Source organism: Vineibacter terrae, assembly GCF_008039615.1.
Lineage (GTDB): Bacteria > Pseudomonadota > Alphaproteobacteria > Reyranellales > Reyranellaceae > Vineibacter > Vineibacter terrae.
Genome location: NZ_VDUZ01000026.1, coordinates 59537 through 73030 on the forward strand (window position 1 = coordinate 59537; position 13494 = coordinate 73030).

Consider the following 13494-nt stretch of genomic DNA (forward strand, 5'->3'; position numbering starts at 1 on the left):
GTGCCCGACCTGATCCTGCATCACTACGACTTCTCGAACTACTCGGAGAAGGTGCGCTTGGCCCTGGGCTACAAGGGCCTGGCGTGGCGCTCGGTCACCATCCCGCCGGTGGCGCCCAAGCCCGACCTGACGCCGCTGACCGGCGGCTACCGCCGCACGCCGGTGCTGCAGGTCGGCGCCGACATCTACTGCGACACCAGCCTGATCGTGCGCGAGCTGGAGCGGCGCTTCCCGGCGCCAACCTTGTTCCCCGCCGCGCTGAGCGCTTCCGCCGACGCCATCGTCTACTGGGCCGAGAACCGGCTTTTCCGGCCGGTCTCGCTCTACGTCTCGGGCAGCAACATCGACCATCTGCCGCAGGGCCTGCAGACCGACCGCGCCCTGATGCGCGGTCTGCCGCCGCCCGATGCCGCCACCGTGCAGCGTGCGGCCAGGCGCAACGCGCCCCTGGTGCGGGCGCAGATACCGCAGATCGAGGCCATGCTGGCAGACGGCCGTGCCTGGATCGCGGGACCGGCGCCGACCGTGGCCGATCTCGCCGTGTATCATGCGCTGTGGTTCATCACCGCGCGCACGGCGCTGCTGGCGCACGAGCTGGCGCCCTACCCGCGCATCGCGGCGTGGATGGGCCGCGTCCGCGGCTTCGGCCATGGCACGTCGACGCCGCTTGAGGCGTCCGAGGCGCTGCGGATCGCGGCCGAGACGACGCCCAGTGCCGCGCGCGCATCGCAGCCATTCGCCGAGGACCCGCCGCTGGGCAGCGCCGTGCGCATCCGCGCCGACGACTACGGTCGCGATCCGGTCGAAGGCACGCTGGTACTCATCGATGCCGGCGAGATCGCCGTGCGCCGCGACGACAAGCAGACCGGCGCGACAGTCGTGCATTTCCCGCGGCTGGGCTACGACCTGCGGCCGCTGCGCTGAGCCCCCGCCTGAGCGGCAGGGACTCGGACCGCGCACGGCACCTGCGTCCGTGTCGCATGGCACGAGTCTTGCCGGCCGGTCGGCGCGGGTCTAAGCAGCGCAGAGGACAAGCCCAGCCATCGACAGGGGATCGCATGAGCCTGAAAGGCAAGACGCTGTTCATCACCGGCGCCAGCCGCGGCATCGGTCTGGCGATCGCCCTGCGCGCTGCGCGCGACGGCGCCAACATCGCCGTCGCCGCCAAGACGGCGGCGCCCGACCCCCGCCTGCCCGGCACCATCTTCACCGCCGCCGAGGACATCGAGAAAGCCGGCGGCAAGGCGCTGCCGCTGGCCGTCGACATCCGCGACGAGCAGGGTGTGGAGGCGGCCGTGGCCAAGACCGTCGAGACCTTCGGCGGGCTGGATATCCTGGTGAACAACGCCAGCGCCATCCACCTGGCGGGCACGCTCGACACGCCCATGAAGCGCTACGATCTGATGCATCAGATCAACGGCCGCGGCACGTTCCTGGTGTCGCAGAAGTGCATCCCACACTTGAAGAAGGCGGCCAACCCGCACGTGCTGACGCTGTCGCCGCCGCTCGACTTCGACGTGAAGTGGTTCAAGAGCCACCCCGCCTACACCCTCGCCAAGTTCAGCATGAGCATCTACGGCTGGGCGATGGCCGCCGAGTTCAAGGACGACGGCATCGCCTTCAACTGCCTGTGGCCGCGCACCACGATCGCGACCGCAGCGGTGAAGAACCTGCTGGGCGGCGACGCGCTGATGAAGCGCAGCCGCACGCCCGACATCATGGCCGATGCCGCGCACTGGATCCTCACCCAGCCCAGCCGCACCTGCACCGGCCGGTTCTTCATCGACGATGAGGTGCTGACCGCATCAGGCATCACCGACCTGGACAAATACGCCGTCACGCCCGGCGGCGAGCTCGCGCCCGACTTCTTCGTTCCCGCGCCGGGATCGAAGACGCTCGTCGGCGATATCTGACGAAGGGCTGGCCCATGGCGACGTTCCTGCTGATTCACGGCGCCAGCCATGGTGGCTGGTGCTGGGAAAAGGTCGTGCCGCTGCTCGAGAAGCGCGGCCATCGCGCGCTGGCGCCCGACCTGCCGGGCAGCGGCGAGGACCACGACACGCCGCTGTCGGCCGTCAGCCTGGCGGGCTATGTCGACTTCGTCTCCAAGATCCTCGACAAGGAAACCGAGCCGCCGATCCTGGTCGGCCACAGCCTTGGCGGACTCACCATCACTCATGCCGCCGAGGCACGGCGTCGCAAGGTGCGGGCCCTTGTCTACCTCACCGCCTTGCTGCCGCCGCCCGGCATGAGCGGCCGCGACATCACCAGCCGCGAGGTTGACGCCCTGCTCCGCCGCTCGCTGGAATACGGGTCGGATGGCCGGGCCTACAGCTTCAAGCGCACCAACGTGCCGGCGCTGTTCTACAACGACTGCGATCCGGACGACGTCTATCGCGCCATGGCACGGCTGCGGCCGCAGGCTGCCGCGATCGCCACCACGCCGATGGTCTACACCGAGGAACGCTTCGGCTCGGTGCCGCGCTGGTACATCGAGTGCCTGCGCGACAACGCCATCACGCTGTCGATGCAGCGCTGGGTGCTGCAGCAGACGCCCTGCAAGGTGCTGACGCTCGACGCCGGCCACTCGCCTTTCCTGTCGATGCCCGAGGTGCTGGTCGAGCGGCTGGAAACCGTGGCCAAAGAATCAGTCGAGCGCGAGACGATCGCCTAGTTCAGTCGACGACGCGAGGGATGACGGGTCGGACCGCGTCGCTCCAGCGACGCACCGGCGCGAAGCGCCGGGTCATGAGCGCCGCTGGAGCGGCGCGGTCCCAGCCGTCACCAGCAGCACTCGTTGTTGGGCCCCTCTACCTTCCCTTGAAGGCGGCGGGACGCTTCTCGAGAAAGGCGTTGAGCCCTTCCAGGTGATCCTCGGTGGCGGCGCAGGCGGGGAGGAGCTCGGCCTCGCGATGTGAGTGCTCGTCCCAGGAATTGTCGAACGACGTGCGGATCAGCTGCTTGGCCTTGGCCAGGGCGAAGGTGGGCCCATCGGCCAGCTTGCGCGCCAGCTTCAGCGTCTCGTCGGCAAGCTTGTCCTTCGGCACCAGCCAGTTGAGGATGCCGATCTCGTGCGCCTTCTGGGCCGTGAAGCGCTCGCCCAGCAGCGCGATCTCCAGCGCCCGGCGTTCGCCCACGATGCGCGGCAGGAAGTAGGTCGCGCCACCGTCGGCTGACAGGCCGATATGGCGATAGGCCAGGGTGAAGAACGAATCGTCCGTCGCCATCGCCAGGTCGCAGGCCAGGATCAGGCTCAGCCCGAAACCTGCCGCGGCGCCCTGCACCGAGGCCACGACCGGCTTGGGCATGCGGCGAAGCTGGTAGATGAGCTGGTGCGCCCGCACCACACGCATCTCGAAATTGGCGAGGTGCGCCTCGCGCTCCTGGGTCAGCGACTTGTGGAAGCCCTTGATGTCGCCGCCGGCCATGAAATGCGTGCCGGCACCGCGGATCACCACGCAGCGCACCGCCGCATCGCGCTCGAGCTCGCGTGTCGCGGTGATCAATCCGTCGGTCATCTGTGCCGACAGCGCATTGAGCACGGCCGGCCGGTTCAAGGTGATCCAGCCGATACCGTCCTTCACCTCGGTCAATACATGCGCCTCGGTCATCGCGGTCTCCTGTGGTTTGGTGTTCAGCGCCCAATCCAGCACGCGCCATGATCCGGGGCCAGAGGCTGCGCATTTCCTGTTCGCGCCTCGGAATGACAGCCCTCTCCCGCAAGCGCGAGAGGGAGGGGCCCATCGTGCGCAGCGGTGAGGGCTCAAGGACGAGATGCCTCGTGTGCAGCCCCTCACCCGCCGAGCCCTTCGGCAAGCTCAGGGCAGGCTGCTGCGCGCTCGGCGACCTCTCCCGCTCGCGGGAAGGTAAGGCAGATTGACACCCTCCCGGCGCCATTCTTAGATGTGCCTGCGCAGTCGAGGTCGAGGTCGAGGCGCTGCCCGGTTCGGGCGCCGGCGGGCCGCCAGGCTCGCAAGCACTCCGGGACAACCGGGCCGAAGCGACCTCCACTCCCCACGCGATGGTGCGCCTTTGCGCGCGATGGAGGAGACGAGCATGAAGCGCCGTTTGTTCATGGCCGCCGCCGCCTCACCGCTGGCATCGGCGATGCCCGCGTCACTGGGATGGGCCGCTCCGGACACTGCGACGACCGGCAGCTGGCGGAGCTACGAGCTCACCACGACGGTCACCCTCGGCGCCGATGCGGGCCGCACGCGGATCTGGCTGCCGCTACCGCATGACAGCGCCTATCAGCGTCTGGAGGCGGTCACCTGGACCGGCAATGCGCCGAAGCTGGGAATCTACACCGACGTTGCTTCCGGGACCCACGCTTTCCACGCCGCCTGGGATGACGGCGGCGTGCCGCGCACGGTCGCGCTGACGACGCGGGTAAGCACGCTCGACCGCCGCAGCGACCTGCGTGCGGCGTCCGCCGGCGCCATGCCCGACGACGTCGCGAAGTTCCTCAAGCCCAACGCGATGATCACGACGGACGGCATCGTCAAGGAAACCGCCGACAAGATCGTCGAGGGCAAGCGCGAGCCGCTCGCCAAGGCACAGGCGATCTACGACTGGATCGTCGAGAACACGTTCCGCGACCCCAAGGTCAAAGGCTGCGGCATCGGCGATATCCGCTCCATGCTGGTCAGCGGCAATCTCGGCGGCAAGTGCGCCGATCTCAACGCCCTGTTCGTCGGCCTGGCACGCGCCGCAGGCGTGCCGGCCCGCGGCGTCTACGGCGTGCGCGTGGCGCCGTCGGCGTTCTCCGGCGCCATGGGCACGCGCAACGCGGACATCAGCAAGGCCCAGCATTGCCGTGCCGAGTTCTGGATCGCCGGCATCGGCTGGATCCCGGCCGACCCGGCCGACATCCGCAAGGTGGTGCTCGACGACAAGCTGGCGCTGAACGACCCCAGGATGCCGGTGCTGCGGCGCTTCCTGTTCGGCGCCTGGGAAGGCAACTGGGTCGCCTTCAATCACACGCGCGATGTGCGCCTGGTGCCCAGCGACACGGTGGTGAACTACTTCATGTATCCGGAGGGCGAGACCGCCCAGGGCCAGCTTGACGGCATGGATCCCGAGGCCGCCGGCTACAGGATCACCGCGCAGGCCGTGTCGTAGCGCACCCGGCCCGCACGCGGGCAGGCAGAGCGACTGACCGCTCACGCCTGCTGCTGCACCTTGACGCGTCCTCGCGAGCACCCATGTCAAGAGTGTTGGCATGGAGGTGGCCATGAAGGCCAGGGATGTGATGTCCCGTGATGTGCCGACTGTCAGGCCGGAAACACCGGTCGTGGACGCGGCCAGACTTCTCTTGACTCATCGGATCGGCGCCGTGCCTGTCATCGACGCCGATGGCCGGCTCGCCGGGCTGGTGAGCGAGGCCGATCTTCTCCACCGCGCCGAGACCGGAACGCTGCATGAGCGCTCCTGGTGGCTGCGCGCCATCACGCCGGGTGAGGTGCTGGCCCGGGAGTACGTGAAGACGCACGCGCGCCAGATCCGGGACGTGATGTCGCTGGACGTCGTCTGCGTCACGGAAGACGCCGAGCTCGCTTCGGTCGTGGATCTGATGGAGACGCGCGGCGCCTGGACCATCCCGGTGGTGCGCGACAACCAGCCTGTCGGCCTGATCAACCGCGCCACGCTGCTGCAGCTGCTGGTCAGCCGCGCATCGAGCACTGCCCCGGTGCAGAACGATGATGCTGCGATCCGCCAGCGCGTGGTCGATGCGTTCCGCACCGAGCCCTGGGCCGGGCTGTGGTCAAGCAACGTGATCGTGCACGACGGCGTGGTGCATCTGTGGGGCTGGGCCGGCAGCGAGGCGGTGCGCGACGCCTGCCGGGTGGCGGCTGAAAGCGTGCCGGATGTGAAGGGTGTCGAGAATCACATCCATGTCCCCCGGCTGATTTCGCTGAGCATGTAGGCGGTCTCTCAGACAGGGAGAGCGGGAGATGACGACCTTCGACGAGCGCGAGCGGGCTTTCGAGAACAAGTTCATGAGCGACGAGGCGCTGCGGTTCAAGGTGACCGCGCGCCGCGACCGGCTCCTCGGCCTGTGGGCGGCGCAGCAGATGGGCAAGTCGGGCGCCGATGCCGACGCCTATGCCAGCGAGCTGGTCTCGATCGACGTCGACAAGCCGGGGGATGGCGAGGTCCTCGAGAAGGTCGGCAGCGACCTGCGCGCCGCCGGCCGGCCGATCGCCGACCACACCGTGCGCGCCCGCATGCTCGAGTTCCTCGACGCTGCCAAGAAGCAGGTCATGGCCGAGCTGCGTTAAGCCCCCTTTTTTTCGGACCGCGGGCATCCACGCCCGCGGTCCGAAAAAAAGCCGGCGCTGGCGCTCGCCGCCGACCACGTTCATAGTGTGGTCATGTCGCGCCTCTCTTCCAGGCCCAAGTCGCCGCGTCCTTCGGAACCCGAGCTCAGCATCCGGATCGATCTGGATGAGGACGACGCACTGGGCCCCGGCAAGGTCCGGCTGCTGGAGCTGGTGCGCGACCTGGGGTCGATCTCCTCGGCCGGCCGCGCCATGGACATGTCCTATCGCCGCGCCTGGCTGCTGATCGACGAGCTGAACCGCACGTTCCGCAAGCCCCTCGTCGAGACCCAGAAGGGCGGCGGCGGCGGCGGCGGCGCGCAGCTCACGCCCTTCGGCAACGAGGTCGTCCGCCTCTACCGCGCCATCGGCGCCGACGCCACCCAGGCGACCATGGGCCATCTGCAGTCGCTGCAGCGCATGCGCACCCCGGGGCGTTGACTGCCCCGTAGCAGCTCCTGTCATCCCGAGCGCAGCGAGGGATCTCCCGCGAATGGCGTACCATGCGTCTTTCGCAGGAGACAGTGAAGTAATCAGCGGCGCTCGCCCTGCTCGAGCGCCACGCTCTTGATGATGGCGAAGATCGGCGTGTCTGGCGCCAGCTTCAGGGCGATCGCGGATTTGCGCGTGATCCGTGCCAGCAGGCGCTGGCCGCCGCAATCCAGCGTCGCATCGACCACGGTGCGGCTCTCCTCGGCCAGGTCCACGATCCGCCCGGCAAGCACGTTCAGCGCGCTGATGCCGTCGGGGCGGGACTGCGACAGCATCACGTCGGACGCCCGGATGAAGACGCGCATCGTGCTGCCGATGCCGGCGGCCACGCGCGGCACGATAAGCTTCCCGGCCTGGGTCTGCAGCGTCGACAGCCCGAAGGTGGCATCCAGCGCCGCCACCCGTGCCTCCAGCAGGGTGCCGGCCTCGCCGGCACCGACGATCGGCACCATCTCGCTGCCGCTCAGCACGTCGGCCGGCGCCCCGACCGCCAGCACGCGGCCTTCCGACAGCAGCACCACCGTGGTGGCCAGCCGGGTCACCTCCGCGATGGCGTGGCTGACATAGAGGACGGGGATGCCCATCTCGTCACGCAGGCGCTCGATATAGGGCAGGATCTCGGCCTTGCGCAGCTCGTCCAGCGAGGCCAGCGGCTCGTCCATCAGCAGCAGCCGCGGGTCGCTGAGCAGCGCGCGCCCGATCGCCACGCGCTGCTTCTCGCCGCCGGACAGCGACGCCGGACCGCGGGCCAGCAGGTGACCCAGGCCGAGCAGCTCGACGACCTGGTCGACGGCGATGCGCTTCTCGCGCACCGACGAGAACCAGCGGCCATAGAGCAGGTTGCGCCGCACGGACAGATGCGGGAACAGGCGGCCTTCCTGGAAGACATAGCCCACGCGCCGGCGGTGCTTGGGCACGAAGATGCGGTTGCGGGTATCGACCAGCGTCGCGCCGTCCACGGCGATCACGCCCTCGTCCGGCCGCGTCAGCCCGGCCACGAGATTGACGATCGACGTCTTGCCCGAGCCGGAGCGGCCGAACAGCGCCGTCAGCCGGCCCTCGCTCTGGAACCGCACATCGAGCGTGAAGGCCCCCAGACGGTGCCGCAGGTCGACCGTCAGCATCACGTCGCCGCCAGCCGCCGCTCGGCCTGGCGTGCCATCAGCTCGGAGACCAGCAGCGCGCCCATCGACACCACCACGGAGATCAAGGTCAGCCGCAGCGCGCCGGCATCGCCGCCCGGCACCTGGGTAAAGGTGTATATTGCCGACGGCAGGGTCTGGGTCTCGCCCGGGATATTGGAGACGAATGTGATGGTGGCGCCGAACTCGCCCATCGCCTTGGCGAAGCTCAGGATCATGCCGGCGATGATGCCCGGCACCGCCAGCGGCAGGGTGATGGTGAGGAACACCCATGCCGGATGCGCGCCCAGGGTGCCGGCGGCCTGCTCCAGGCGCTGGTCGACAGCCTCGATCGACAGGCGCATGGCGCGCACCATCAGGGGAAAGCCCATCACCGCGCAGGCCAGCGCCGCCCCGGTCCAGCGAAAGGCGAAGACGATGTCGAACTGCTCGGCCAGAAAGGCGCCGATCGGCCCCTTGCGGCCGAACAGCAGCAGCAGCACGTAGCCGGTCACCACAGGCGGCAGGATCAGCGGCAGGTGCACGACGCCGTTGAGCAGCGTCTTGCCCCAGAAGCGGCCACGCGCCAACAGCAGCGCCACCAGCACGCCGAATGGCAGGCTGGCGGCGGTGGCCCACAGCGCGACCCTGAGGCTGAGACGAACGGCGGTGAGCTCTTCCTCGGTCAGTCCCAGCACGGATTCCCTACTTCGTCAGGACCGTGAAGCCCTGCTTCTCGAACAGCGGCCGCGCCGCCGCCGACCTCAGGTAGGTGACGAACGCCGCGGCATCCGGATTGGTCGAACTGGCGACCAGGGCGACAGGATACACGATAGCCGGATGCGTGTTCTCGGGAAAAGCCCCGACGATGCGGACGTTGGGATCGGCAGCGGCATCGGTCTGGTAGACGATGCCCAGTGGCGCCTCGCCGCGCGACACCAGCAGCAGGGCGGCGCGCACGTTTTCCGCCTGGGCGATGCGATCCTGCACCGACGACCAGACACCCAGCGCCTCCAGCGACGCCCTGCCGTACTTGCCGGCCGGCACCGAATCGACATTGGCCATCGCCAGGCGGCCGTCGCCCAGCAGCGTCTTGAGCACGAAGCCCGGCTCGATCTTGGCATGCACCTTGGAGTCCCTGCCCGCGACCAGCACGATGCGGTTGCCCAGCAGGTTGGCCCGGCTGTCCGGCTTGATCAGCTTGCGCTGCGCGACATAGTCCATCCAGTCGAGGTCGGCCGAGATGAAGACATCGGCCGGCGCCGCGGCCTCGATCTGCTTGGCCAGCGCCGAGCTGGCGGCATAGGAGATCTTGGTCTGCTTGCCGGTCTCCTTGCTCCACTGGCCGGCGATCTCGTCGAGCGCGTTCTTCAGGCTGGCGGCGGCGAAGACCACCACCGGCTGCTGCTGCGCTGCCGCCGGACGGACGGCCAGGGGCAGCACGGCCGCGACAGCGGCCAGGGTGGCGGCCAGGCCGCGCAACAGATCCCGCTTGCGCCACATCATTATTGCTTCTCCTCACCCCACGGATCGCTATGCCCGGCCGACTATATCGCTTCGCGCCGGTCGGCCAAGCGGTATATTCACCCGAATACGGCGAGGGCCTGCGCCCGGAAAGCCAGGACTGTCATCCCGAGCGTCAGCGAGGGATCTCCCGCGAATAGCGCACCGTGCGTCTTTCGCAGGGGATCCCTCGCTGACGCTCGGGATGACAGTAAAGAAGGGCCACTCTCACTTCATCGGCGAGTACGACGTCGGGATCAGCAGCACCGACTGCATCTCGACCAGCTGAGGGCTCGACTTGCCGATGAACTCCTGCCAGCCGGGATCCTTGCCGACGGCCGCGCGTGCCGCCATGCGCGCATTGAGGTCGGTGTAGGCCCACAGATGCACGGCCTCGTTGGGCTGCGGGAACTCGCCATACCACAGGCCGACCAGGGGCGAATATTTCTCGCGCACCGGCAGGTAGGACTTGATCAGCTCGGCCCAGGGCTGCGCCATGCCCACCTGGGTGCGATAGATGCGGACCTCGTAGAGATGCGCGCCGCCGCCCGGCAGCCTGGGATCGACCACCGCGTTGAGCAGCCGCAGGTCCTGGCGCTGCAGCAGCGGCCGGATGGCCGGCACGTAGGCCTTCGTCCATTGCTCGTTCTTCTGCAGCTCGGCACGCAGGCGGGCGCGCTCGTCGGCGCTGGGGTAGCTCCACAGATGCCATATCTGGTTGAGCTGGCCGAACTCGGATGTCCAGTAGCCATGGTTGAGGCCGTAGTTGTCGCCGCGCGCCGGCCGTCCCACCTTTTCGGCCAGCTCCAGGTATTTCGGCATCGTGCCCGGGTGCAGCGTGTAGGTCCGAAGCTCGTAGATCATTGTGAGTCCCTCGCCCGCGGCGTTGGATCATAACCGCCGGCCCAAGCCGCCGCGCAGCCGGCGTGCTACGTTAGGCCGGCCAACTGGGAGCGCGCCAGGGGCAGGCCAGCACGCATAGCCCCGTCGTCCTCGCTGCGCTCGGGATGGCAGCGATGGTCGGCGCATTTGCGCTCGCTATGTCGTATCCGATATAACGCCGAGAGGTGCATCCGCAGGATCGGCGATGTCGACAGATTTCGATCGGCGCCCATGGCGATGGTTTCGCCTCGCACCGCTGCTTGCGTCGCTCTGCCTGCTGGCAGCCGCGACGCTGGACGCCGCGGCCCAGAGACGTGCGGTCACCGACGGCGCCGGGCGCACGGTCGAGGTGCCGGCACGCATCACGCGGGTTCTTGCGGCCGGGCCGCCGGCCTCGGTGCTGCTCTACACGCTGGCACCCGATCTGATGGCGGGCTGGGTCCACGCGCCGTCGCCCGAGGAGAAGGCCTATCTTGCGGCGCCCTATCGCGACATGCCAGCGCATGGACGCCTGACGGGACGCGGCAACACGGCCAGCATCGAAGCCATCCTGGCGCAGAAGCCCGACCTCATCCTCGACGTCGGCGGCACCGATGCCACCTATGTCTCGCTCGCCGATCGGGTGCAGCAGCAGACCGGCATCCCCTACCTTCTGCTCGACGGGTTGTTCGCCAGGACGGCCACGACCTATCGCACGCTCGGCAGGATCCTCGGCCGCGAGGACCGTGCCGAGACCCTCGCCCGCTACGCCGAGACCACGATGCAGGACATGCGCCGCCGCATCGACGCGGTCCCAGCCGCACGGCATCCCGGCGTCTACTACGGCCGCGGCCCGCGCGGGCTCGAGACCGGCCTGGCCGGCTCGATCAACATGGAGGTGCTGGAGGCGATCGGCGCCCGCAACGTCGCCGCGGCCGCCGGTCGGGGCGGCCTGACGACGGTGTCCCCGGAGCAGATCCTGGCCTGGAACCCCGACGTCATCCTGGCGCTCGAGCCGCAGTTCTATCGCGACGTGGCACAGAACCCGCTGTGGTCCGGGATCAAGGCCGTGCGCGATCGCCGGATCTACCGCGTGCCGTCCCTGCCCTATGGCTGGTTCGACTCGCCGCCGGGCGTGAACCGGTTGATCGCCATCCAGTGGCTTGCCGCCGTGCTCTACCCCGAGATCGGCGCCCCGTCGCTGCGTCCGGCGACGCGCGCCTTCTATGATCAGTTCTACCACGTGCAGCTCACCGACGATCTGCTCGACGCGCTGCTGCGCGATGCCACGCCGCCGCCATGACGACGGATGACAGGATCGCACCGCAGATCGCAGCCCCGACGCTGAGGGCACGCGCCGGGCTATGGCTGGCGCTGCTGGCTCTCGTCGCCGTCGTCATCCTGTCCTTCGGCATCGGCAAGTATCCGGTCTCGCCCGGCGATTTCGTCGCCGCCGTCCTCGCGCGCATCACTGGCCAGCCGCAGGCCGTCGACCCGACATTGCAGACCGTGCTGTGGCAGGTGCGCCTGCCGCGCGTGCTGGCCGGCCTCGCGGTCGGCGCGGCGCTGGCGGCGGCCGGCGCCACCTACCAGGGTCTGTTCCGCAATCCCCTGGTCTCGCCCGATATCCTGGGCGTCTCGTCGGGCGCCAGCCTCGGGGCGGTGCTCGGCATCTTCCTGTCGCTGCCGGTGGTCGCCATCCAGCTCATGGCCTTCGCCGGCGGCCTGATGGCGGTCGCGCTGGTCTACGCCGTGGGCGCATCGATCCAGACACGCGATCCGGTCCTGGTGCTGGTCCTGGCCGGTGTCGCGGTCGGCGCCCTGCTGGCCGCCTGCGTCTCGCTCCTGAAGGTGCTGGCCGATCCCTACAACCAGCTCCCGGCCATCACCTACTGGCTGCTGGGAAGCCTGGCGGCGGTGACACGCGATGATCTGCTCTCGGTCATGCCGGCGCTGCTCATCGGCTTCGTGCCGCTGATCCTGCTGCGCTGGCGCATGAACCTGATGTCGCTGGGTGACGAGGAGGCGCGCGCGCTGGGCATCGACACGACACGGCTGCGCTGCGTCTTCATCGCCGCCGCCACCCTGATCACCGCCGCCGCCGTGGCGATCGCCGGCGTGATCGGCTGGATCGGCCTGCTGATCCCGCATATCGCCCGCATGCTCGTGGGCCCGGATTTCGGGCGCCTGCTGCTGGCCTCGATCATGCTGGGCGGCGGCTACCTCGTGGGCGTCGATGCGCTGGCCCGCAGCATCGCCATGACCGAAACGCCGCTGGGCATCCTGACCGCGGCCCTGGGCGCGCCCTTCTTCCTCTACCTGCTGGCCACGACGCGGCGGGGCTGGCAATGACGCTCGCCGTCGCCAATCTTGCCTTCGGCTATCGCGGCGCACCGATCGGACACGGCGTGAGCTGGTCGATCGGCGCCGGCGAGGTGCTGTGCCTGCTGGGCCCCAACGGCAGCGGCAAGACGACGCTGCTGAAGACGCTGCTGGGGCTGATCCCCGCCCAGGGCGGCAGCATCACCCTCGACGGCCGCGACCTGGCGCGCCACTCGCGAACCGAGCTCGCCCGCCGGATCGGCTACGTGCCGCAGGCGCACACGGCGTTCTTGCCGTTCACGGTGAGCGAGGTGGTGCTGATGGGCCGCGCCGCGCGGGTCGGGCTGTTCTCGGCCCCCTCGGCGCACGACCGCGAGGCGGCCCAGCGCGCGCTCGAGGCGCTGGGCATCGCGCACCTGGCGCACCGCACCTACACCACGATCAGCGGCGGCGAGCGGCAGATGACGCTCATCGCCCGGGCGCTGGCCCAGGAGCCGCAGATCCTGGTCATGGACGAGCCCACGGCCAGCCTCGATTTCGGCAACCAGACCCAGGTCATCGGCCGGGTCGCGGCCCTGGCCGCCGGCGGGCTGGCCATCGTGCTGTCGACGCACGACCCGGACCATGCCTTCGCCTGCGCCGACCAGGTCGCCCTGCTGCGCGGCGGACAATTGATCGCGCTGGGCCCGCCACAAGAGACGTTGACCGCCACGATGCTCAAACGCTTGTACGGCATCGACGTGACGGTGACGTATGTTGGCGAAATCGGCCGCTATGTCTGCACGCCATCTTTTTTTCTTCGTCGAGCACTTCGAGGTCAGTGATCCATAGCCTTCTTTGGCCGCGCGCTCCGTTCTATGCTGGCCAAGGTTGAC

At 69.0% G+C, this 13494-nt stretch carries 15 protein-coding genes; 10 read left to right on the top strand and 5 right to left on the bottom strand.

Going from position 1 to position 13494, the window contains the following annotated elements:
• The 3 genes from FHP25_RS21755 (at nucleotide 1) to FHP25_RS21765 (ending at nucleotide 2674) form a co-directional block, all read left to right on the top strand.
• Entirely contained in the window at nucleotides 1–924 is a 924-nt protein-coding gene (locus FHP25_RS21755) for a glutathione S-transferase family protein (RefSeq protein WP_147849071.1), read from the top strand.
• Nucleotides 925–1058: 134 nt separating this feature from the next.
• Nucleotides 1059–1913, top strand: coding sequence for an SDR family oxidoreductase (locus FHP25_RS21760; RefSeq protein ID WP_147849072.1), 855 nt, complete (start codon nucleotides 1059–1061; stop codon nucleotides 1911–1913).
• Between the two features lie 14 nt (nucleotides 1914–1927).
• The gene (locus FHP25_RS21765; RefSeq protein ID WP_147849073.1) at nucleotides 1928–2674 is read left to right on the top strand and encodes an alpha/beta fold hydrolase; all 747 of its coding nucleotides are present in this window, start codon (nucleotides 1928–1930) and stop codon (nucleotides 2672–2674) included.
• Between the two features lie 136 nt (nucleotides 2675–2810).
• On the opposite strand, the gene FHP25_RS21770 is transcribed toward FHP25_RS21765, so the two are convergent.
• Nucleotides 2811–3611 carry an enoyl-CoA hydratase/isomerase family protein gene (locus FHP25_RS21770; RefSeq protein WP_147849074.1) on the bottom strand — a complete coding sequence of 267 codons (801 nt, stop codon included), beginning with the start codon at nucleotides 3609–3611 and terminating at the stop codon, nucleotides 2811–2813.
• A gap of 445 nt (nucleotides 3612–4056) precedes the next feature.
• On the opposite strand from FHP25_RS21770, the gene FHP25_RS21775 reads away from it, so the two are divergent.
• The 4 genes from FHP25_RS21775 to FHP25_RS21790 all read left to right on the top strand — a co-directional run bounded on the left by FHP25_RS21775 (nucleotide 4057) and on the right by FHP25_RS21790 (nucleotide 6761).
• Complete coding sequence (locus FHP25_RS21775) at nucleotides 4057–5121, top strand: transglutaminase-like domain-containing protein (protein ID WP_147849075.1); 1065 nt, start codon at nucleotides 4057–4059, stop codon at nucleotides 5119–5121.
• Nucleotides 5122–5251: 130 nt separating this feature from the next.
• Nucleotides 5252–5926: a CBS domain-containing protein gene (locus FHP25_RS21780; protein WP_231712424.1), complete on the top strand. Its 675-nt coding sequence runs from the start codon at nucleotides 5252–5254 to the stop codon at nucleotides 5924–5926.
• Nucleotides 5927–5954: 28 nt separating this feature from the next.
• Complete coding sequence (locus tag FHP25_RS21785; RefSeq protein WP_147849077.1) at nucleotides 5955–6281, top strand: DUF1476 domain-containing protein; 327 nt, start codon at nucleotides 5955–5957, stop codon at nucleotides 6279–6281.
• A 93-nt stretch (nucleotides 6282–6374) separates the two neighbouring features.
• Entirely contained in the window at nucleotides 6375–6761 is a 387-nt protein-coding gene (locus tag FHP25_RS21790) for a winged helix-turn-helix domain-containing protein (RefSeq protein WP_147849078.1), read from the top strand.
• 92 nt (nucleotides 6762–6853) lie between these two features.
• Here the strand turns inward: FHP25_RS21790 and modC are convergent, their stop codons facing one another.
• The 4 genes from modC to FHP25_RS21810 all read right to left on the bottom strand — a co-directional run bounded on the left by modC (nucleotide 6854) and on the right by FHP25_RS21810 (nucleotide 10300).
• Nucleotides 6854–7939, bottom strand: coding sequence for a molybdenum ABC transporter ATP-binding protein (gene modC / locus FHP25_RS21795; protein ID WP_147849079.1), 1086 nt, complete (start codon nucleotides 7937–7939; stop codon nucleotides 6854–6856).
• A complete protein-coding gene (modB, locus tag FHP25_RS21800; protein ID WP_147849080.1) occupies nucleotides 7936–8631 on the bottom strand; it encodes a molybdate ABC transporter permease subunit in 696 nt (231 codons plus the stop codon). Before modB ends, modC begins: the two co-directional genes overlap by 4 nt.
• 7 nt (nucleotides 8632–8638) lie before the next feature.
• The gene (gene modA, locus FHP25_RS21805; RefSeq protein ID WP_147849126.1) at nucleotides 8639–9436 is read right to left on the bottom strand and encodes a molybdate ABC transporter substrate-binding protein; all 798 of its coding nucleotides are present in this window, start codon (nucleotides 9434–9436) and stop codon (nucleotides 8639–8641) included.
• A 228-nt stretch (nucleotides 9437–9664) separates the two neighbouring features.
• A complete protein-coding gene (locus FHP25_RS21810) occupies nucleotides 9665–10300 on the bottom strand; it encodes an NIPSNAP family protein (RefSeq protein ID WP_147849081.1) in 636 nt (211 codons plus the stop codon).
• Between the two features lie 223 nt (nucleotides 10301–10523).
• Here FHP25_RS21810 and FHP25_RS21815 point away from each other — a divergent pair, with 223 nt between their 5' ends.
• Genes FHP25_RS21815 through FHP25_RS21825 form a run of 3 tightly spaced genes read left to right on the top strand, consistent with a single transcriptional unit; the run spans nucleotide 10524 to nucleotide 13443 of the window.
• Nucleotides 10524–11600 (top strand): iron ABC transporter substrate-binding protein, encoded by a 1077-nt coding sequence (locus FHP25_RS21815; RefSeq protein ID WP_147849082.1) that lies wholly within the window; start codon nucleotides 10524–10526, stop codon nucleotides 11598–11600.
• Nucleotides 11597–12649 carry a FecCD family ABC transporter permease gene (locus FHP25_RS21820; RefSeq protein ID WP_147849083.1) on the top strand — a complete coding sequence of 351 codons (1053 nt, stop codon included), beginning with the start codon at nucleotides 11597–11599 and terminating at the stop codon, nucleotides 12647–12649. Before FHP25_RS21815 ends, FHP25_RS21820 begins: the two co-directional genes overlap by 4 nt.
• Entirely contained in the window at nucleotides 12646–13443 is a 798-nt protein-coding gene (locus FHP25_RS21825; protein WP_147849084.1) for an ABC transporter ATP-binding protein, read from the top strand. Before FHP25_RS21820 ends, FHP25_RS21825 begins: the two co-directional genes overlap by 4 nt.
• Nucleotides 13444–13494 lie beyond the last annotated feature (51 nt).

Coding starts and splice junctions, on each gene's coding strand:
- FHP25_RS21760 (WP_147849072.1), top strand. CDS start 1,059: ATGAGCCTGAAAGGCAAGACGCTGTTCATCACCGGCGCCAGCCGCGGC.
- FHP25_RS21765 (WP_147849073.1), top strand. CDS start 1,928: ATGGCGACGTTCCTGCTGATTCACGGCGCCAGCCATGGTGGCTGGTGC.
- FHP25_RS21770 (WP_147849074.1), bottom strand. CDS start 3,611: ATGACCGAGGCGCATGTATTGACCGAGGTGAAGGACGGTATCGGCTGG.
- FHP25_RS21775 (WP_147849075.1), top strand. CDS start 4,057: ATGAAGCGCCGTTTGTTCATGGCCGCCGCCGCCTCACCGCTGGCATCG.
- FHP25_RS21780 (WP_231712424.1), top strand. CDS start 5,252: ATGTCCCGTGATGTGCCGACTGTCAGGCCGGAAACACCGGTCGTGGAC.
- FHP25_RS21785 (WP_147849077.1), top strand. CDS start 5,955: ATGACGACCTTCGACGAGCGCGAGCGGGCTTTCGAGAACAAGTTCATG.
- FHP25_RS21790 (WP_147849078.1), top strand. CDS start 6,375: ATGTCGCGCCTCTCTTCCAGGCCCAAGTCGCCGCGTCCTTCGGAACCC.
- modA (WP_147849126.1), bottom strand. CDS start 9,436: ATGTGGCGCAAGCGGGATCTGTTGCGCGGCCTGGCCGCCACCCTGGCC.
- FHP25_RS21810 (WP_147849081.1), bottom strand. CDS start 10,300: ATGATCTACGAGCTTCGGACCTACACGCTGCACCCGGGCACGATGCCG.
- FHP25_RS21815 (WP_147849082.1), top strand. CDS start 10,524: ATGTCGACAGATTTCGATCGGCGCCCATGGCGATGGTTTCGCCTCGCA.
- FHP25_RS21820 (WP_147849083.1), top strand. CDS start 11,597: ATGACGACGGATGACAGGATCGCACCGCAGATCGCAGCCCCGACGCTG.
- FHP25_RS21825 (WP_147849084.1), top strand. CDS start 12,646: ATGACGCTCGCCGTCGCCAATCTTGCCTTCGGCTATCGCGGCGCACCG.